We start from the raw sequence: 19,790 nt of genomic DNA, 5'->3' as shown, positions 1-19,790 counted from the left end.
CTATCACCACCGCCGAACCGAAAGGACCGACGTGTCCGTCGACCCGAACCTCCTCGCCGATCTCGAGTGGCGCGGCCTCCTGGCCGAGTCCACCGACCGCGACGCCCTGCGCACAGCGCTGAGCGAGGGGAGCGTCCGGTTCTATGTGGGCTTCGACCCGACGGCGCCGAGCCTGCACATGGGCAACCTGGTCCAGATCGTCACCGCGATGCGGCTCCAGCGCGGCGGGCACACGCCGTACGCGCTGGTGGGTGGGGCCACCGGCATGATCGGCGACCCGCGCGACTCGGGGGAGCGCACGCTCAACTCCCTCGACACCGTGCAGGAGTGGACCGCGCGCGTGCGCGGCCAGATCGAGCCCTTCCTCTCCTTCGAGGGGGACAACGCGGCCACGATGGTCAACAACCACGACTGGACCGGGGGACTGTCGGTCATCGACTTCCTCCGCGACATCGGCAAGCACTTCCCGGTCAACCGCATGCTGGCGCGCGAGACGGTCAAGCGCCGGCTCGAGTCGGGCATCAGCTACACCGAGTTCTCCTACGTGCTGCTGCAGTCGATGGACTACCTGACGCTCTTCCGCGAGCGCGGCGTCACCCTCCAGTTCGGCGGCTCCGACCAGTGGGGCAACCTCACCGGCGGCGTCGAGCTGATCCGCCGCGCCGAGGGCGGCAGCGCCCACGCGTTCGCCACGCCGCTCATCACCAAGGCCGACGGCACCAAGTACGGCAAGACCGAGGGCGGCGCCCTCTGGCTCGACCCGCAGATGCTGGCGCCCTACGCCTTCCACCAGTTCTGGCTCAACGTCGAGGACGAGAAGGTCGGCGAGCTGCTCCGCGTCTTCACCTTCCTCCCGCGCGAGGAGATCGAGGCGCTCGAGGCACGCCATGCCGAGAAGCCCTTCCTTCGCGAGGCCCAGAAGGTGCTCGCCGACGAGGTGACCACGCTGGTGCACGGCAAGGACGAGACCGAGAACGCCAAGGCCGCCGCCCAGGCGCTCTTCGGCACCGGTGACGTCACCGCCCTCTCCGCCGCCACGCTCGAGGCGGCGCTGGGCGAGGCCGGCGCGGTCGACGTCGACGGGGGAGCGGGCATCCCCGACGTCGTCGAGCTGCTGACGCTCACCGGTCTGGCCAAGTCCAAGGGGGAGGCCCGGCGCACCGTCGCCGAGGGCGGCGCCTACGTCAACAACGTGCGCGTGGAGGACCCCGAGCACGTGGCCGACCGGGCCGACCTGATCGGCGGCTCATGGCTGGTGCTGCGCCGCGGCAAGAAGCGGTTCGCCGGCGTACGGGTGCGCTGAGCCGGCGAGCGCACGACCGGATACCCCCCTGTGGGCGGCCTCCTCGGAGGCCGCCCACAGGCGTCTCCGGAGGCGCTCGCAGCCCCCTGAGGAGGGGGGTGGAGAGGCCTGTGGCCCGGGTCACGTCGTTTCGATTTGTGCTTCTGGCCGGGTGTGCGTAATGTTCTCTTTGTCGCCGGGTGCGGCGGGAAGCAAGACGGCGGTCAGCCGGAGGGCTTCCGGCCCCGCGACCACCAAGTCTCGAACACCTCGTTCGGACGCCGGTCAGAAAAGCAAGTCCACACGGATTTGGCACAGACCGGAGTCAGACACTAAGGTTTCGGACTGCATCAGCTCGAAGAAGAACCGGCAACGGGAAACTTCGAAGCGTGTGATGTTTGAGAACTCAACAGTGTGTCATGCAAATAGATTGTTGTGACGTTTGTGCGTCCGGCCTTCTTGGTTGGATGTGTGTTTGTGGCAATGATGATGATTCTGACAACGTTGTTGTCAGTGTCCGTCGATTGTCAGGTTAGAATTTTCTTATGGAGAGTTTGATCCTGGCTCAGGACGAACGCTGGCGGCGTGCTTAACACATGCAAGTCGAGCGGAAAGGCTCCTTCGGGAGTACTCGAGCGGCGAACGGGTGAGTAACACGTGAGTAATCTGCCCTGGACTCTGGGATAGCCACCGGAAACGGTGATTAATACCGGATATGACCACTCTAGGCATCTAGTGGTGGTGGAAAGTTTTTCGGTCCAGGATGTGCTCGCGGCCTATCAGCTTGTTGGTGAGGTAATGGCTCACCAAGGCTTTGACGGGTAGCCGGCCTGAGAGGGTGACCGGTCACACTGGGACTGAGACACGGCCCAGACTCCTACGGGAGGCAGCAGTGGGGAATATTGGACAATGGGCGGAAGCCTGATCCAGCAACGCCGCGTGAGGGATGACGGCCTTCGGGTTGTAAACCTCTTTCAGTACCGACGAAGCGAAAGTGACGGTAGGTACAGAAGAAGGACCGGCCAACTACGTGCCAGCAGCCGCGGTAATACGTAGGGTCCGAGCGTTGTCCGGAATTATTGGGCGTAAAGGGCTCGTAGGCGGTTTGTCGCGTCGGGAGTGAAAACAGCGGGCTTAACTCGTTGCTTGCTTTCGATACGGGCAGACTAGAGGTATGCAGGGGAGAATGGAATTCCTGGTGTAGCGGTGAAATGCGCAGATATCAGGAGGAACACCGGTGGCGAAGGCGGTTCTCTGGGCATTACCTGACGCTGAGGAGCGAAAGTGTGGGGAGCGAACAGGATTAGATACCCTGGTAGTCCACACCGTAAACGTTGGGCGCTAGGTGTGGGGTCCTTTCCACGGATTCCGTGCCGTAGCTAACGCATTAAGCGCCCCGCCTGGGGAGTACGGCCGCAAGGCTAAAACTCAAAGGAATTGACGGGGGCCCGCACAAGCGGCGGAGCATGCGGATTAATTCGATGCAACGCGAAGAACCTTACCTGGGTTTGACATACACCGGAAGCCCCTAGAGATAGGGGTCTCATTGATACTGGTGTACAGGTGGTGCATGGCTGTCGTCAGCTCGTGTCGTGAGATGTTGGGTTAAGTCCCGCAACGAGCGCAACCCTCGTTCCATGTTGCCAGCGGGTTATGCCGGGGACTCATGGGAGACTGCCGGGGTCAACTCGGAGGAAGGTGGGGATGACGTCAAGTCATCATGCCCCTTATGTCCAGGGCTTCACGCATGCTACAATGGCCGGTACAAAGGGCTGCGATCCCGTGAGGGGGAGCGAATCCCAAAAAGCCGGTCTCAGTTCGGATTGGGGTCTGCAACTCGACCCCATGAAGTCGGAGTCGCTAGTAATCGCAGATCAGCAACGCTGCGGTGAATACGTTCCCGGGCCTTGTACACACCGCCCGTCACGTCACGAAAGTCGGCAACACCCGAAGCCGGTGGCCTAACCCTTGTGGGGGGAGCCGTCGAAGGTGGGGCTGGCGATTGGGACGAAGTCGTAACAAGGTAGCCGTACCGGAAGGTGCGGCTGGATCACCTCCTTTCTAAGGAGCACACCCCGTGACATCAGCCGAATGTGCTGGATGCGTTGGGGGTGTTCACTAGTGGAACACAATGATCGTTTGCAGCTTAAGCCCGGCGTTTGTTGGGTGGTTTGGTTGTGAGTTTGTATGGCACGCTGTTGGGTGTCTGAGGCATCAGACGCTGCAGGCCCCGGATGTGGGTTTGTGGTGCTGGTCGGCTTCTGGCTGTTTGATTTCTTCATAGTGGACGCGAGCATATAATAGTGTTTGTTTCGTGATGATTGTTTGTGTGTGTTCTCTATTATGGTTTGTTCCATGATGGGACCGCCGGCATGTGCACAGGTAGTTGACGCATCGTCTTCGGCAGCTCTTCGGGGTTGTTGGTGGAGGTGTTGTTGTGTGTGTTGGTGGTTTGTTGTGGGCAAGTTGTTAAGGGCACATGGTGGATGCCTTGGCATCGAGAGCCGATGAAGGACGTGGGAGCCTGCGATATGCCCTGGGGAGTTGGCAACCGAGCGTTGATCCGGGGATGTCCGAATGGGGAAACCCAGCACGAGTTATGTCGTGTTACCTGCACCTGAATGAAATAGGGTGTGTGGAGGGAACAAGGGGAAGTGAAACATCTCAGTACCCTTAGGAAGAGAAAACAACCGTGATTCCGAGAGTAGTGGCGAGCGAAATCGGATGAGGCTAAACCTACTTCATGTGATAGCCGGCAGGCGTTGTGGAGTGGGGGTTGTGGGAGTGTTGTTGTTGCCTCTGCCGGGGTGGCGCACAGTAAGAAACCAGACACGAGGTCGAAGTCCGTTGGAAAGCGGTGCCGTAGCGGGTGATAGCCCCGTAGACGATAGGGTCTGGCTGTGTTCAGCATTTCCCAAGTAACACGCTACTCCTGGAATGGTGTGTGAATCTGGCGGGACCACCCGTTAAGCCTAAATACTCCTCGATGACCGATAGCGGACCAGTACCGTGAGGGAAAGGTGAAAAGTACCCCTGGCGGGGAGTGAAATAGTACCTGAAACCATGTGCCTACAATCCGTCAAAGCCTGTGAGGGTGATGGCGTGCCTTTTGAAGAATGAGCCTGCGAGTTAGCGATACGTGGCGAGGTTAACCCGTGTGGGGTAGCCGTAGCGAAAGCGAGTCTGAATAGGGCGTTTGAGTCGCGTGTTCTAGACCCGAAGCGGAGTGATCTATCCATGGGCAGGTTGAAGCGCCGGTAAGACGGCGTGGAGGACCGAACCCACTTCAGTTGAAAATGGAGGGGATGACCTGTGGATAGGGGTGAAAGGCCAATCAAACTCCGTGATAGCTGGTTCTCCCCGAAATGCATTTAGGTGCAGCGTTGCGTGTTTCTTGCCGGAGGTAGAGCACTGGATAGCCGATGGGCCCGACCAGGTTACTGACGTTAGCCAAACTCCGAATGCCGGTAAGTGTGAGCGTGGCAGTGAGACTGTGGGGGATAAGCTTCATAGTCGAGAGGGAAACAGCCCAGACCATCGGCTAAGGCCCCTAAGAGGCGGCTAAGTGGAAAAGGATGTGGAGTCGCAGTGACAACCAGGAGGTTGGCTTGGAAGCAGCCACCCTTGAAAGAGTGCGTAATAGCTCACTGGTCAAGTGATTCCGCGCCGACAATGTAGCGGGGCTCAAGCCGCCCGCCGAAGCCATGGCAATCGCATTTAACCCAGGCCACTACTTGATGGTGGTCCAGGGGTGCGGTTGGGTAGGGGAGCGTCGTGTCACGGGTGAAGCGCCGGAGTGATCCAGGTGTGGATGTGACACGAGTGAGAATGCAGGCATGAGTAGCGAATCACGGGTGAGAAACCCGTGCGCCGATTGATCAAGGGTTCCAGGGTCAAGCTAATCTGCCCTGGGTGAGTCGGGACCTAAGGCGAGGCCGACAGGCGTAGTCGATGGACAACGGGTTGATATTCCCGTACCGGCGAAATGGCGCCCATGATGAGCCCGGTGATGCTAACCACCCAAAGCACCTCGTATCGATGTCTTCGGACGGAGAGCTTGGTGTGGAGCGTGGGACCCGACCCGGTAGTAGTCAAGCGATGGGGTGACACAGGAAGGTAGCCCAACCGCCGCGATGGTAGACGGCGGGTAAGCATGTAGGGGGTGTGGTAGGCAAATCCGCCACACGGCCGTTTGATCGGTAGCCCTGAGATGTGATGCCGACCCCGTAGGGGGGAAGTGGGTGATCCTATGCTGTCGAGAAAAACCTCTAGCGAGCCATGAGCCGCCCGTACCCGAAACCGACTCAGGTGATCAGGTAGAGAATACCGAGGCGATCGAGACAACCATGGTTAAGGAACTCGGCAAAATGCCCCCGTAACTTCGGGAGAAGGGGGGCCCGGATCGTGTACCCACTTGCTGGGGAAGCGGGAAGGGCCGCAGAGACCAGGGGAAAGCGACTGTTTACTAAAAACACAGGTCCGTGCGAAGTTGTAAGACGATGTATACGGACTGACTCCTGCCCGGTGCTGGAAGGTTAAGAGGACGGGTTAGACGTAAGTCGAAGCTCAGAATTTAAGCCCCAGTAAACGGCGGTGGTAACTATAACCATCCTAAGGTAGCGAAATTCCTTGTCGGGTAAGTTCCGACCTGCACGAATGGAGTAACGACTTTCCTACTGTCTCAACCATGGACTCGGCGAAATTGCACTACGAGTAAAGATGCTCGTTACGCGCGGCAGGACGGAAAGACCCCGGGACCTTTACTATAGTTTGGCATTGGTGTTTGGTTCGGCTTGTGTAGGATAGGTGGGAGACTGTGAAGCGGCCACGCCAGTGGTTGTGGAGTCAACGTTGAAATACCACTCTGGTCGTACTAGATGTCTAACCTAGGGCCATGATCTGGTTCAGGGACAGTGCCTGATGGGTAGTTTAACTGGGGCGGTTGCCTCCCAAAGAGTAACGGAGGCGCTCAAAGGTTCCCTCAGCCTGGTTGGCAATCAGGTGTTGAGTGTAAGTGCACAAGGGAGCTTGACTGTGAGACAGACATGTCGAGCAGGGACGAAAGTCGGAACTAGTGATCCGGCAACTGCGAGTGGAAGCGTTGTCGCTCAACGGATAAAAGGTACCCCGGGGATAACAGGCTGATCTTCCCCAAGAGTCCATATCGACGGGATGGTTTGGCACCTCGATGTCGGCTCGTCGCATCCTGGGGCTGGAGTAGGTCCCAAGGGTTGGGCTGTTCGCCCATTAAAGCGGCACGCGAGCTGGGTTTAGAACGTCGTGAGACAGTTCGGTCCCTATCCGCCGCGCGCGTAGGAAACTTGAGAAAGGCTGTCCCTAGTACGAGAGGACCGGGATGGACGAACCTCTGGTGTGCCAGTTGTACCGCCAGGTGCATGGCTGGTTGGCTACGTTCGGAAGTGATAACCGCTGAACGCATCTAAGCGGGAAGCACGTTTCAAGATGAGGTTTCCCACCCCTTGTGGGTTAAGGCCCCCAAAAGATGATTGGGTTGATAGGCCGGAGGTGTACAGCAGCAATGCCTAGCCGACCGGTACTAATAGGCCGAAGACTTGCCACAACAAACCCCCAACACACCCAACAACACACAAGATGAACACTTGGTGTGCTGCGCGTCCACATGAAGACCAACCCCAGACATACATGGGGTTCATAGAGTTACGGCGGCCATAGCGGCAGGGAAACACCCGGTCCCATCCCGAACCCGGAAGTTAAGCCTGCCAGCGCCGATGGTACTGCAACCGAGAGGCTGTGGGAGAGTAGGACGCCGCCGGACATACATTCAGGTAGAGGCCACCCTCGGGTGGCCTCTACTCTGTTTTGCACCCTCTTTCCTCAATAGCGATTCGACGTCCAGGAGACCGACGTGGCAGACCAGCGAGGCCGACGCGACAGCGGTGCGGCCCCCCGCAAGGGCGGTAGCGCGCGACAGGGCGGCAGTGCTCGACAGGGCGGTGCAGGCCGAAGCAGCTCGACCGGTGGCGGCAAGCCGTACGGGTCCGGGAGCAAGCCGACCGGCAGTGGTGCCGGCAGCGGCGGCCCCCGGCGTACCGGCGGTGCCGGCAAGACCGGTGGAGCCAGCAGCAGCGGTGAGGGTCGCAGGCCCTACAGCCGTGACCGAGACGACCGCAACGAGCAGCGCCCCGACCGGCGCAGCAAGCCGGCTGCGGGAGCGGACAAGCGCCGCGCACCGCGCAGCGGTGGCCCGGGGACGTCGGATCAGCGCAAGGCGCGCGAGGCGCGCGAGCAGCGGGATCGCACGGCCGAGCAGGCCGTGTACGACGGTCCCACGCTGCCCGAGGACATCACGGGTGCGGAGCTGAGCGCTTCGGTCCGGGCCCACCTCAAGGGTCTGCCGGAGAAGCTCGCCGCCCGTGTGGCGCGCCATCTGGCCGCGGCCGGGCAGCTCGTCGACGACGACCCGGAGACCGCCTACCAGCACGCGCTGGCGGCCAAGGCCCGGGCGTCGCGGATCGCGGTCGTGCGCGAGGCCGTCGGTGAGGCGGCCTACGCGGCCGGCCACTACGCCGAGGCGCTCTCCGAGCTGCGCGCGGCCAAGCGGATGAACGGCGCCACGGCGTACCTGCCGATCATGGCGGACTGCCACCGCGCGCTGGGCAACCCCAAGCGTGCCCTCGAGCTCGCCAAGAGCCCGTCGGTGGCCAAGTTCCCGTCGGCAGCACGCGCGGAGATGGTGATCGTCGAGGCCGGCGCTCGCCGTGACCTGGGCCAGCTCGACGCTGCCCTGCGCACGCTCGAGGTGTCCCCGCTCAACAGCAAGAGCCGGGAGCCCTGGGTGGTCCGCCTGCGTTACGCGTACGCCGACACGCTCGAGGAGGCCGGCCGGCTCAACGACGCGCTGACCTGGTTCCACAAGGTCAACGCGATCGACGCCGAGGAGTACACCGACGCCGCCGAGCGGGCGGAGTCGCTCGAGAAGCGCGTCGATCGCAACGCGGAGTAGTCCCGCGGCACTGCCGCGGTGCAGGACTCAGGCCGGCGGCCGCCCGGCGATCATCACGATCGCCTGGTGGTTGCCGGCCGCTTGCGTGTCCCAGCGGATGTCCTCGCGGTAGGCGATCCGGATCCGGTCGATGACCGCGAGCGCCGCCTCGGGCGCGTCCACCTTGAGCACGATCGAGTCCCCGCCGACCAGGCGCTGGCCCTCGGGGTTCACCAGCTCGGCGCAGAACTGCTCGGGCTTGGTGGTGACCCCCACGGTCCCGCGCCGGCAGAGCAGGGGAGTGACGCTGATCTTGACGTCGGCCGTTGTGTGCACCTTGACCCCGGCGATGCGCAGCGTGCGGCCGAAGTCCGCGGGCGGGGCGAACATGCCGACGTAGAGCGGCGTCCCCAGGACGCCGCTCGCGTTGAGCGCCTTGTCGCTCACGGGCAGCTGCTCGGGTGTCAGGGCGTACCAGACCAGCCAGGCGGCCCCCAGGAGCGTCGCCAGGGCCAGCACGGCGTAGCGCCAGGTCCGGGAGCGGAACGAGGACCGGGGGATCCGGGAGGAGTCGAGGTCGCCGTCGCCGCCGCGGCGTCGCCGGGGCCGTTCGGCCTTGCGACGGCCGGGTGCGGGCGCGCGACGCTCTGATGCCCCCATGGTCATGCCCGCACCCTAGGGCATTCGCGGCGTCCGGCCGGTCGTGGACCGCTCTCCGGAGCGGGGTAGAACCTGTCACACTCCTGCGCATGACGTTCCCCGGGACCCGGATCGCCGAGCAGCCCAAGCGGCCCACGCTGGAGGGCAGCGTGGCGGTGCGCGACGGGCGGCGGCTGAGCTTCGCCGAGTACGGCTCCCCGCGGGGGCCGGCGATCGTCTGGATGCACGGGACGCCGGGCGCCCGGCGCCAGATCCCCGTCGACGCCCGCGCGTACGCCGCGGAGGCCGGCGTGCGGATCATCGGCATCGACCGGCCCGGGATCGGCTCGTCGACGCCGTACCTCTACCCGGACGTGCGGGACTGGACCGCGGACCTGGCGCTCCTGCTCGACGCCCTGGCGATCGACACCCTGCGGGTGATCGGTCTCTCCGGTGGCGGGCCCTACGCCCTCGCGGCCGGTGCCGCGATGCCCGAGCGGGTGCGCGGGGTCGGTGTCCTCGGCGGCGTGGCGCCCACCCGGGGGCCGGACGCGGCCGAGGGCGGCATCATCCGACTCGCGGTGCATGCTGCCCCCGTGCTGGCCGCGACCCGGGTACCGCTGGGGATGGCGCTGACCGGCGCGATCCGCACCGTGAAGCCGCTGGCCGGCCCCGCGCTCGACCTGTACGCCGCGGTGCAGCCGCCGGGCGACAAGAACCTGCTGGGCCGCCCGGAGTTCAAGGCGATGTTCCTCGACGACCTGCTCAACGGCAGCCGGTTCCAGACCTCGGCGCCGCTGGCGGACCTGCTGCTGTTCACCCGGGACTGGGGCTTCGCGCTGGACGACGTCCGGGTGCCGGTGCGCTGGTGGCACGGCAACGACGACCACATCGTGCCCTTCCGGCACGGCCAGCACTGCGTGGACCGGCTCCCGGACGCGACGATGACCACGATCGACGGGGAGAGCCACCTCGGCGGCCTCGGCATCGCCCAGAAGGTGATGGCCGAGCTCCTGGCGCTCGGCGCCTGAGCCGCGGGCCCTCTTCCGGAGCACCTGCCCGATGCGGCAGGGTGTGACCAGACACGCGCGGAGACGCTGGTGTCGGACCGTCCCATGGGTCACAATGGGACCACAACTACACAGGTGTCACGCTGCACGAGTGCCCGCCACCCGTCCGCGACTGCCCGACACCTCCGTGGAGACCGCTGGGGAAGGCGTATCTCACGCCGGAGGTAGGGATAGTTCGAGGAGTTCGTGGTGACCGGAATGAGTGCAACCAGGGGCGTCTTCTACGTCCACTCCGCGCCGTCCGCGCTGTGCCCGCACATCGAGTGGGCGGTGGGCGGCGTGCTCGGCGTACCCGTCAACCCTGACTGGACGCCGCAGTCGGCTCAGTCCGGCAGCTATCGGTGTGAGTTCTCCTGGACCGGCAAGACCGGGGCGGCGGCCGAGATGGCCTCCGCGCTGCGTGGCTGGAACCACCTCCGGTTCGAGGTCACCGAGGAGCCCACCTCGGCGACCGAGGGTGCGCGCTTCTCGTACACCCCGGACCTCGGTGTCTTCCACGCGGTCACCGGCATCCACGGCGACATCATGATCCCCGAGGACCGGCTCAAGGCGGCCGTCGTGCGCGCAGCGCTCGGCGAGGTCACCTTGGAGAACGAGATCGACAAGCTGCTCGGAAAGCCCTGGGACGACGAGCTGGAGACCTTCCGGCACGCCGGCGACGGTGCCCCCGTCCGCTGGCTGCACCAGGTGGTCTGAACGGCCTGGACGGTCCGAACCCGCCCCCGTGACAACGACGCAGCGCCCCGGCTCCCGAGCCGGGGCGCTGCGTCGTTCTCCGATCTGGTCACGAAAGCCGCGGGAGCCTCGGCAGCCGCCGCGCCGGACGCTAGCGTCGCCCGGTGCCCGCTCCGACACTGCTCCCGTGGACCTTCCGTGACATCGAGGCCTTCGGCGCCGCGCCCCACCGCGCGGCCCACCTGCTCCACGAGCAGCCGATGTTCACCGACGACGCCCTCGCCGACCTGCTCGACCGGCTGCCCCGCGAGGCGGTGCACCCCTACACGATGGGTACCGACGCCTCCGCGACCGGCGAGTGGCGCCGGGGCGAGGCCACGGACCTGCCGGGCAAGGAGCTGCTCGAGGTGGTCGGCCGCGGCCGGCTCTGGCTCAACCTCGTCGGCGTCAGCCGGTACGACGCCGCGCTGGCCGGCCTGGTCGCCGACGCCTACGCCGAGATCGGCACGCTCGTGCCCGGCTTCGACCCGCTGGAGATCAAGGCGACGCTGCTGATCTCCTCGCCCACGGCGATGGTCTACTACCACGCCGACAACCAGCCGAACCTGCTCTGGCACCTGCGCGGGCGCAAGCGCGCGTACGTCTACCCGCGCGCCGAGCGGTTCGCCTCGCGGGTGGACCTGGAGAAGGTCGTGGCCGGCGCGAGCACCGAGGGCCTCCCGTACGACGCGGGCTTCGACGCGCACGCGGAGGTGCTCGACCTGGAGCCCGGTCAGGTGGCCTGGTGGCCGCAGAACTGCCCGCACCGGGTCGAGAACCTCGACGGCATGAACGTCTCGCTCTCGACCGAGCACTGGACGCCCGCCTCGGTCCGCCGGGAGCGGGTCTGGACCGCCAACCACCACCTGCGCGAGCGACTGGGCCGCGGTGCCCGCTCCACGCGCGAGGACGGCGTGCTGGCGGCCGGCAAGGTGGCGGCGATGCGGGTGGGCCGCAAGGCCGGGCTGCTTCGCACGGGGGAGCAGCAGGCGCTGCGGCCGAGCTTCCGGATCGACCCGGACGTCGCGTCCGGGGTCGGCCGGCTCTAGCGCGCGGCCTGCGGGTCGGGGGGCCTGCAGGCCGCGTTTTCTCCTACAGCGGGATGTTGCCGTGGGTGCCGCGGCGCACACCCTGGGCGTGGACCGCCTCGAGGAAGGCGGCCGTCAGCGCGGAGCGGGTGCTGGCGGGGTCGACGATCTCGTCGACGACACCGATCTCGACGGCGCGCTCGACGCCGCCGGCGATCCGCTCGTGCTCGTCGGCCAGCTCGGCCTCGACCTGGTCGCGCAGCTCGGGGGCGACCTCGGCGAGGCGCCGGCGGTGCAGGATCCGGACGGCGGCCAGCGGGCCCATCACGGCGATCTCGGCGCCGGGCCAGGCGAAGACCTTGGTCGCGCCGAGGGAGCGCGAGTTCATCGCGATGTAGGCGCCGCCGTAGGACTTGCGGGTGACCAGGGTGACCCTGGGGACCTCGCACTCGGCGAACGCGTGGAGCAGCTTGGCGCCACGGCGTACGACGCCGTCCCACTCCTGGCCGACGCCGGGCAGGTAGCCGGGCACGTCGACCACGACGAGCAGCGGGATGCCGAAGGCGTCGCACATCCGCACGAAGCGGGCGGCCTTCTCGGCCGAGGGGGAGTCGAGGCAGCCGCCGAGGCGCAGCGGGTTGTTGGCCACCACGCCGACGGTGCGACCGCCGAGGCGACCCAGGGCGGTGACGATGTTGGGCGCCCAGCCGGCGTGGAGCTCGACGCTGGAGTCGTCGTCGAGGATGCCGGTGACGAGCGGGTGCACGTCGTAGGCCCGCTTGCGGGACTCGGGGAGCAGCGCGCCGAGGTCGGTGTCGGGCACGGCGGTCGCGTCGAGGCGACCCTGGGCGCCGACGAGCGCGGCCACGGAGCGGGCCTTGCCGAGCGCCTCCTCCTCGGAGGTGGTGACGACGTGGACGACGCCGGAGCGGCGCCCGTGCGGCTCGGGGCCGCCCAGGCGCAGCATGTCGACGGCCTCGCCCGTCACCGAGCGGACGACCTCGGGACCGGTGACGAAGATCCGGCCCTCGGGGCCGAGGATCACCACGTCGGTCAGGGCCGGGCCGTACGCCGCGCCACCCGCGGCCGGGCCGAGCACCACCGAGACCTGGGGGATGACGCCGGAGGCCCGGGTCATCACCTCGAAGATCCGGCCGACGGCGTGCAGGGAGAGCACGCCCTCGGCGAGACGCGCGCCACCGGAGTGCCACAGCCCGATGATCGGGATGCGGTCGGTGAGCGCGCGGTGATAGGCATCGACGACCACGGTGCAGCCGTCGTTGCCCATCGCGCCACCCATGACGGTGGCGTCCGAGCAGAACGCCACCACGCGAGCGCCGTCGACCGTGCCGGTCGCGGCCATCATTCCGCAGTCAGGGTCGCCGGACGGGAGGAGTTCCAGCGACCCTGGATCGAGGAGCGCGGCCAGCCGCCGCAGAGGATGACGGGGGTCGTCCTCGCGAGCGGGCTTGGCCGAGCTGGGGGCGGTCGGAGCCGACGTCACGTCAGCTGACCGACCCGAAGACCACGGCGACGTTGGCGCCACCGAAGCCGAAGGAGTTGTTGATCGCGGCGATGTCGCCCAGCGGGAGGTCCCGGGGCTTGGTCGCCACGTCGAGCTCGACCCGCGGGTCCTGCTCGTCGAGGTTGATCGTCGGGGGAGCGGTGCGGTTCTTGATCGCGAGGACCGTGGCGACGGCCTCGAGCGCACCGGCACCGCCGAGGAGGTGACCGGTCATCGACTTGGTGGCCGAGACGACGAGGTCGTTGGCGGCCGAGCCGAGGACGGCGTGGAGCATGAGCGACTCGGCGACGTCGCCCTGCGGCGTCGAGGTCGCGTGGGCGTTGACGTGGGCGATGTCGCTCGGCGCCACCCCGGCGTCCTGGACGGCGAGGCGGATGGCGCGAGCGCCGCCGCGGCCGGCCGGGTCGGGCTGGGCGATGTCGTGGGCGTCGGCGGTGATGCCGGTGCCGAGGACCTCGGCGTAGATCCGGGCACCGCGCGCCTGGGCGTGCTCCAGCGACTCCAGCACGAGGGCGCCGGCGCCCTCACCGAGGACGAAGCCGTCCCGGGCGGTGTCGAAGGGTCGCGAGACGGTGGTGGGGTCGCCGTCGTTCTTGGACAGCGCCATCATGTTGGCGAACGCGGCGATCGGCAGCGGGTGGATGGCCGCCTCCGTGCCGCCGGCGATCGCGACGTCGACCCGGCCGAGCCGGATCTGGTCGGCGGCCAGCGAGACCGCCTCGTTGCCGGAGGCGCACGCGGAGACCGGCGTGTTGACCGGGCCGCGGGCGCCGAGCTTGAGGCTGATCGTGGCGGCCGGGGCGTTGGCCATCAGCATCGGGACCGAGATCGGGGAGACCCGGCGCGGACCCTTCTCGAGCAGGACCTCGTGGTTGGACAGCAGCGTGTGCACGCCGCCGATGCCCGAGGCGAAGGCGACGCCGAACCGGTCGCCGTCGAGCTCACCTGCGTCCTTGACGACGTCGAGCCCGGAGTCGGCCCACGCCTCGAGCGCCGCCACGAGGGCGAGCTGCGAGGAGCGGTCGAGCCGACGGGCGACGACGCGGTCGAGGACCTCGGTGGGGTCGACGGCGGCCGGGGCGCCGATGGTCACGGGGAGACCCTCCGCCATGTCGCCGAGGGGACGAACCCCCGAGCGACCGGCGAGCAGGCCCTCCCAGGTGCTGGCGACATCGCCGCCGAGCGGGCTGGTGGTGCCCAGGCCGGTCACGACGACACGAGTGCGGGACATGGCTGTCGGTCTCCTAGTGAGTCAGGGGTGGATCAGGCGGCGCGGTTGCGCTCGATGTAGGCCACGGCGTCGCCGACGGTCTTGAGGTTCTTGACCTCGTCGTCGGGGATGGTGACGCCGAACTTCTCCTCGGCCTCGACGACGACCTCGACCATGGACAGCGAGTCGACGTCCAGGTCGTCGCTGAACGACTTGTCCAGCTGCACGCTGTCGGCGGGGATGCCGGCGACCTCGTTGACGATCTCGGCGAGGGCGGCGCGGATCTCTTCGGTGCTCATTCTTCGTGTTCTCCCTGGTTGATGGGTGGTGCTGGGTGGTGCGGGGGTGGTGCTGATCCGTGGGCGGGTCGCGGGACCCGTCAGGGGACGACGACGACCTGCGCGGCGTACGCGAGGCCGGCGCCGAAGGCGATGAGGAGGGCGGTGTCGCCCGACTTCGCGTCGCCGTCGTCGATCATGCGCTGCAGGGCCATCGGGACCGAGGCCGCGGAGGTGTTGCCGGCGTCGATGATGTCGCGCGCGATCTTGACCGTGTCGGGCAGCTTGAGCGAGCGGGCCATCGCGTCGGTGATCCGGTTGTTGGCCTGGTGCGGGACGAAGCAGTCGAGCTGGTCGGCGGTGATGCCGGCCCGGTCGAGCGCCTGCTGGGCGACCTTGGCCATCCCGTACGACGCCCAGCGGAAGACCTCGTTGCCCTTCATCGACAGGCACGGCATCTTCTTCTCGCCGGACTCGAGGATGTCGCGCCAGTCGGGCGTGCGGATGTGGTCGTAGTGCTCGCCGTCGGAGCCCCAGACGACCGGGCCGATGCCCGGCGTCTCGGACGGGCCCACGACGACCGCGCCGGCGCCGTCGGCGAAGATGAACGCCGTCCCGCGGTCGGTGGGGTCGGTGATGTCGGAGAGCCGCTCGACGCCGATGACCAGCGCGTAGCCGGCGCTGCCCGCGCGGACCATGTCGTTGGCCAGGGCCACGCCGTGGCAGAAGCCGGCGCAGGCCGCGGAGATGTCGAAGGCGGCCGCCTGGTCGGTGCCGAGCTCGTGGGCGATCGCGGTCGCCGCCGACGGGGTCTGCAGCAGGTGGCTGACGGTCGCCACGATCACGCAGTCGATCTGGCGGGCGTCGATGCCGGCCGCGGTGAGCGCGTCCTGGGCGGCCGCGACGCTCATCGAGACGACGGTCTCGTCGTCCTCGGCGAAGCGGCGGGTCTTGATGCCCGAGCGCTGCTGGATCCACTCGTCGCTGGAGTCGATCGCGTCGATGACCTCGGCGTTGGGGACCACACGGCGCGGGCGGTAGGCGCCGACGCCGAGGAGAGCGGCGTGGGCGGCGCCGGTCTCGGTGCGGAGCGTCGCGCTCATGCGGGGACGACCTCGGGGTGGAGACGCAGCAGGGGCTGGCCGGGGGCGACCGGGTCGCCGTCCTCGACGAGCCACTCGACGACCTGGCCGCCGTGGGCCGCGGTCACCGTGATCCGGTCGCGCAGGCTGGCGACCTCGCCGATCGGCGTACCGGCGTCGAAGCGGTCGGCGCCTGTGGCGGTCTCGGCGCGGTGGAAGAGGCCCTTGGCGGGGGAGACGACCATCCGCCAGGTGGGGGAGCTGTCGATGAGCGAGGTCTCGACGTGGCGCCCGCAGAACGCGCGGGCCTCGTCGAGCTGCTCGGGTCCGGTCAGCGCGAACGTCTCGACGCTCATGTCGCGGCCCTTGAAGTAGCGCTTGGCGATGCCGGTCAGGGTGCCGGCCGGCGGCATCTCGAGGATGCCGGTGACGCCGATGTCGGCCATCGTCTCCAGGCACAGGTCCCAGCGCACGGGGCGGGCGATCTGGCCGACGATGCGGCCGAGGACGTCGCGGCCGTCGTGGACGACGTTGCCGTCGCGGTTGGAGATGAACCGGGTCCGCGGGTCGTGCGTCGAGACCGACTGGGCCAGGCGGGCGACGTGGTCGACCGCGGGAGCCATGTGCGGGGAGTGGAAGGCGCCGGCGACCGAGAGCGGCCGCGGGCGGGCGCCCTTGGGGGCGTTCTCGGCGAAGGCGGCGAGCTGCTCCATCGTCCCGGCGGCCACGATCTGGCCGGGGCCGTTGTCGTTGGCGGCGGTCAGGCCGTGGGCCTCGATCGCGGCGAGGACCTCGTCGCGATCGCCGCCGAGGACGGCGGTCATGCCGGTCGGGGTGACCGCGGCCGCGGCGGCCATGGCGTTGCCGCGCTCGCGGACCAGGACCATCGCCTGCTCGGCGGTGATCACCCGGGCGCCGACGGCGGCGGTGATCTCACCGACGCTGTGGCCCGCCACGGCGCCGAGGCCGCGGTAGGCGTCGGCCGGGTGGGGGTAGAGCTGCAGCGCGGCGACCAGCCCGGAGGCGACCAGCAGCGGCTGGGCGATCTTGGTGTCGCGGATCGTGGCCTCGTCGGCCTCGGTGCCGTAGTGCGCCAGGTCGAGGCCGGCGACGGCCGAGAGCCACTCGATGCGCGCGGCGAAGGTCGGGTCCTCCAGCCACGGCGAGAGGAAACCAGGGGTCTGTGCCCCTTGGCCGGGGGCGACGATCACGAGCACGCAACCAGACTGCCTGGCGCCGTACGGGGAACGCGCCTGCGCCGCCCACGAAGATGGGCCACGCGGTTTGTGGGAGTCCTACAAGTCTGCGCTGCCGGGGTGCTCCATCCAGGTCTCCGGCGCCCGCAGCGGCGTCCATCCGTGCTGGGCGTAGAGCCCGGACGCGGTGCTGGTCGCCAGCATCAGCCGCTTGAGCCGCAGCGGCTCGAGGTCGGCGACGACCCCGGCGACCAGGGTCGTGCCGAGGCCGTGGCCGCGCAGCTCCGGGTCGACGATCACGTCGCACAGCCAGCCGAAGGTCGCGCCGTCGGTCACCACCCGGGCGAACGCGACCTGCGCGCCGCTCGCGGCGTCGTAGACGCCGTAGCAGCGCGAGCCGGCGTTGGCGGCGTCCTGGACCTCGCGCGGGCGCCCGAGGGCCCAGTAGGCGTGCTCGGAGAGCTGGCGGTGCACCCAGCCGGGGTCGATCCGGTCGCGGTCGGCCGAGAACGCGTAGCCGTCGGGCTCAGGCCGCACTCTGTCTCCCGAGCACGAGCGCGAGCTGGAGGGCGAGCGCGTCGCGGGGGACCGCGGGGGTCAGGCCGGTGAGGTCGGCGATCTGGCCGAGGCGGTAGCGGACCGTGTTGGCGTGCACGAAGAGCGCGCGGGCGGTGGCCTCGATGCCGCCGCCGTTGGCAAAGTAGGCGACCAGGGTGGCGACGAGCTCGCCGCGCGCGTCGGCGAGGGGCCGGTAGATCTGGACGACGGCGTCCTGGCGGGCCACGTCGTCGCCGGCCAGGATCCGCTCGGGGAGCAGGTCGTGGGCCGAGACCGGGCGCGGGGCGTCGGGCCAGCCGACGGCGGCGCGCAGGGCGCCGAGGGCGACGGTGGCCGAGACGTGGGCCTGGGCCAGGTCGGCGGCGGCGGGGCCGACCACGACGGCGCCCTCGCCGAAGAGGTGGACGACCGAGCCGGCGTCCTTCTCGGGCACCGTGACCCCGCCGAGGATGACCACCAGGAGGTGACCCTGGACGGCGCTGAGCGCGTCGAGACCGTGCTCCTGGGCGGCTCGTCGTACCTCTTCGAAGACGCCGTCGCCGTTGGCCTCGGCCGGGGCCGGCCCGACCACGACGGCGACCTCGCCGCGCGAGGACCAGCCCACGGCGCTCGCGCGGGACAGCACCGACTCGTCGGTCTCGGCGCGCAGCACCGCGTCGACCGCCAGCGCCTCGAGGCGGGCGTCCCAGCGGCCGCGGACCTCGGCGGCGCGGGCGTAGACCTCGGCGGTCGCGAAGGCCACCTCGCGCCCGTAGCGCAGGACGGCGGCGTGGACCTCGGCCAGCACGTCCGGGTCGAGCAGGCGCTCGACGCTGCGCTCGACCTCGTCGATGGTCAGCTTGATCAGGTCGACGGTCTGGTGCAGGTCGATCACGCCGGCCATCGCGCGGGGCGCGACACCGAAGACCTGGAGCACGACCGCCTCGTCCTGCGGGTCGACGCCGCCGCCCTCGGCGAACCAGTCGACGAAGCCCTTGACGCCCGCCTGGACGATCATCCCGACCCAGGAGCGCTCCTCGGCGGTCAGGTCGCGGAACCACGGCCGGTCGGACTCCATCCGAGCGATCGCGGCCGAGCCCAGCGAGCCGGACGCCGCGCGCAGCTGCTGGGTGGCGTTGGCGCGGGTCGAGCGGCCGATGGGGGACATGGGACCAGCGTAGGACCCGGTGCGGGAACGAGATCCCGGGTGTCGGCGCCCGGTCGGGCGTGGTTGAATCGTCCACCACCTGCACGTCGTTCGGAGGGGGCGTCATGACGGAGCAGCCGGACCAGGGCGTCCAGTACGTCACGCTGCACGGCAAGCGGCGCGCGTACGTCAAGAAGGGCTCCGGCCCCGCGCTCCTGCTGCTGCACGGTCTCGCGTGCGACCACACGACCTGGTCGCCGGTCATCGACAAGCTCGCCGAGCGCTACACGGTCATCGCGCCCGACCTGCTCGGGCACGGGCTCTCGGACAAGCCACGCGCCGACTACACCCTCGGCGGCTACGCCAACGGCATGCGCGACCTGCTGACCGTGCTGGGCGTCGACAAGGTGACCGTCGTCGGGCACAGCTTCGGCGGGGGCATCGCGATGCAGTTCGCCTACCAGTTCCCCGAGCGCACCCAGCGGGTGATGCTCGTCGCCACCGGCGGCCTCGGTGCCGAGGTGACCCCGCTCATCCGCCTGATCCAGGTGCCCGGCTGGTTCCGGGCGGTCGGCGTGCTGACCCTGCCCGGCATCCGGCACGCCGAGACGTTCGCGCTCCGCACCGCCGCCCGGTACGGCGACGTCGGCCCCCTGCGCAAGTACACCCGCGACCTCGACGAGGTCGCCGACATCGTCGAGTCCTGGAAGGACCGGCGCACCCGCTTCGCGATCCGGCACCTGGTCCGCGCGGTCATCGACTGGCGCGGCCAGATCGTCACCATGTCCGACCGGGCCTACCTGTCCGAGGCGATGCCGATGGCCGTGGTGTGGGGCGAGGAGGACCAGGTCCTGCCGGTGCGCCACGCGGGCAATGCGGCCGAGCTCGCGCCCGACGTCCGGGTCGACCTGCTCGCCGACGCGGGGCACTTCCCGCACAAGAACCACCCCGACGAGTTCGTGCGCATCCTCGACGAGTTCGTCTCGACGACCGAGCCGGCGTCGTACAACCGGGCGCGGTTCCGGCGCATGCTCAAGGCGGGCGCCACTGCTCCGCTCGGCCCGCTGGCCGCCGTCGCGGCCGCCGAGGCACGCGACGAGGCGATCACCCCTGCCTGA

At 68.2% G+C, this 19,790-nt stretch carries 14 protein-coding genes and 3 rRNA genes; 9 read left to right on the top strand and 8 right to left on the bottom strand.

From position 1 onward, the window contains the following. Window positions 1-31 precede the first annotated feature (31 nt). The 5 genes from tyrS to M0M48_RS14165 all read left to right on the top strand — a co-directional run bounded on the left by tyrS (window position 32) and on the right by M0M48_RS14165 (window position 8,267). The gene (gene tyrS, locus M0M48_RS14185; RefSeq protein WP_215816782.1) at window positions 32-1,303 is read left to right on the top strand and encodes a tyrosine--tRNA ligase; all 1,272 of its coding nucleotides are present in this window, start codon (window positions 32-34) and stop codon (window positions 1,301-1,303) included. Window positions 1,304-1,824: 521 nt separating this feature from the next. Then, window positions 1,825-3,343, top strand: a 16S ribosomal RNA gene (locus M0M48_RS14180). A 398-nt stretch (window positions 3,344-3,741) separates the two neighbouring features. Then, window positions 3,742-6,863, top strand: a 23S ribosomal RNA gene (locus tag M0M48_RS14175). 99 nt (window positions 6,864-6,962) lie between these two features. Next, window positions 6,963-7,079, top strand: a 5S ribosomal RNA gene (gene rrf / locus M0M48_RS14170). Together the 16S, 23S and 5S rRNA genes form the textbook arrangement of a ribosomal RNA operon. A gap of 90 nt (window positions 7,080-7,169) precedes the next feature. After that, the gene (locus M0M48_RS14165) at window positions 7,170-8,267 is read left to right on the top strand and encodes a tetratricopeptide repeat protein (protein WP_257751638.1); all 1,098 of its coding nucleotides are present in this window, start codon (window positions 7,170-7,172) and stop codon (window positions 8,265-8,267) included. Between the two features lie 27 nt (window positions 8,268-8,294). On the opposite strand, the gene M0M48_RS14160 is transcribed toward M0M48_RS14165, so the two are convergent. Continuing rightward, on the bottom strand, window positions 8,295-8,912 hold the full coding sequence (locus M0M48_RS14160) for a hypothetical protein (RefSeq protein WP_257751637.1): 618 nt from the start codon (window positions 8,910-8,912) through the stop codon (window positions 8,295-8,297). An 83-nt stretch (window positions 8,913-8,995) separates the two neighbouring features. On the opposite strand from M0M48_RS14160, the gene M0M48_RS14155 reads away from it, so the two are divergent. From M0M48_RS14155 to M0M48_RS14145, 3 genes are all read left to right on the top strand, one after another. Beyond that, window positions 8,996-9,916, top strand: coding sequence for an alpha/beta fold hydrolase (locus M0M48_RS14155; protein WP_257751636.1), 921 nt, complete (start codon window positions 8,996-8,998; stop codon window positions 9,914-9,916). A gap of 237 nt (window positions 9,917-10,153) precedes the next feature. After that, window positions 10,154-10,651, top strand: coding sequence for a DUF3145 domain-containing protein (locus M0M48_RS14150; RefSeq protein WP_215817069.1), 498 nt, complete (start codon window positions 10,154-10,156; stop codon window positions 10,649-10,651). A gap of 143 nt (window positions 10,652-10,794) precedes the next feature. Then, entirely contained in the window at window positions 10,795-11,718 is a 924-nt protein-coding gene (locus M0M48_RS14145) for a hypothetical protein (RefSeq protein WP_257751635.1), read from the top strand. Between the two features lie 43 nt (window positions 11,719-11,761). Here M0M48_RS14145 and M0M48_RS14140 read toward each other — a convergent pair whose 3' ends face one another. The 7 genes from M0M48_RS14140 to M0M48_RS14110 form a co-directional block, all read right to left on the bottom strand. Continuing rightward, entirely contained in the window at window positions 11,762-13,063 is a 1,302-nt protein-coding gene (locus M0M48_RS14140; protein WP_252373896.1) for an acyl-CoA carboxylase subunit beta, read from the bottom strand. A 139-nt stretch (window positions 13,064-13,202) separates the two neighbouring features. Continuing rightward, window positions 13,203-14,453, bottom strand: a complete 1,251-nt coding sequence (locus tag M0M48_RS14135; RefSeq protein WP_215817066.1) for a beta-ketoacyl-[acyl-carrier-protein] synthase family protein — start codon at window positions 14,451-14,453, stop codon at window positions 13,203-13,205. Window positions 14,454-14,485: 32 nt separating this feature from the next. Further along, entirely contained in the window at window positions 14,486-14,731 is a 246-nt protein-coding gene (locus M0M48_RS14130; RefSeq protein ID WP_141799363.1) for an acyl carrier protein, read from the bottom strand. A gap of 80 nt (window positions 14,732-14,811) precedes the next feature. Next, the gene (locus tag M0M48_RS14125) at window positions 14,812-15,813 is read right to left on the bottom strand and encodes a beta-ketoacyl-ACP synthase III (RefSeq protein WP_257751634.1); all 1,002 of its coding nucleotides are present in this window, start codon (window positions 15,811-15,813) and stop codon (window positions 14,812-14,814) included. Further along, window positions 15,810-17,009, bottom strand: coding sequence for an acyltransferase domain-containing protein (locus tag M0M48_RS14120; protein ID WP_215817064.1), 1,200 nt, complete (start codon window positions 17,007-17,009; stop codon window positions 15,810-15,812). The genes M0M48_RS14125 and M0M48_RS14120 overlap by 4 nt, the downstream gene beginning before the upstream one ends. Before the next feature lie 78 nt (window positions 17,010-17,087). Beyond that, a complete protein-coding gene (locus M0M48_RS14115; RefSeq protein WP_257751633.1) occupies window positions 17,088-17,525 on the bottom strand; it encodes a GNAT family N-acetyltransferase in 438 nt (145 codons plus the stop codon). Beyond that, entirely contained in the window at window positions 17,515-18,693 is a 1,179-nt protein-coding gene (locus tag M0M48_RS14110; protein WP_215817062.1) for a PucR family transcriptional regulator, read from the bottom strand. Before M0M48_RS14110 ends, M0M48_RS14115 begins: the two co-directional genes overlap by 11 nt. A gap of 104 nt (window positions 18,694-18,797) precedes the next feature. Between M0M48_RS14110 and M0M48_RS14105 the strand changes: the two genes are divergently transcribed. Then, window positions 18,798-19,790: an alpha/beta fold hydrolase gene (locus M0M48_RS14105; protein WP_215817061.1), complete on the top strand. Its 993-nt coding sequence runs from the start codon at window positions 18,798-18,800 to the stop codon at window positions 19,788-19,790.

This window comes from Pimelobacter simplex (assembly GCF_024662235.1).
Classification (GTDB): Bacteria; Actinomycetota; Actinomycetes; order Propionibacteriales; family Nocardioidaceae; genus Nocardioides.
The sequence above is the reverse complement of the archived record's forward strand: the minus strand, read 5'-3'. Positions and strand labels throughout refer to the sequence as shown.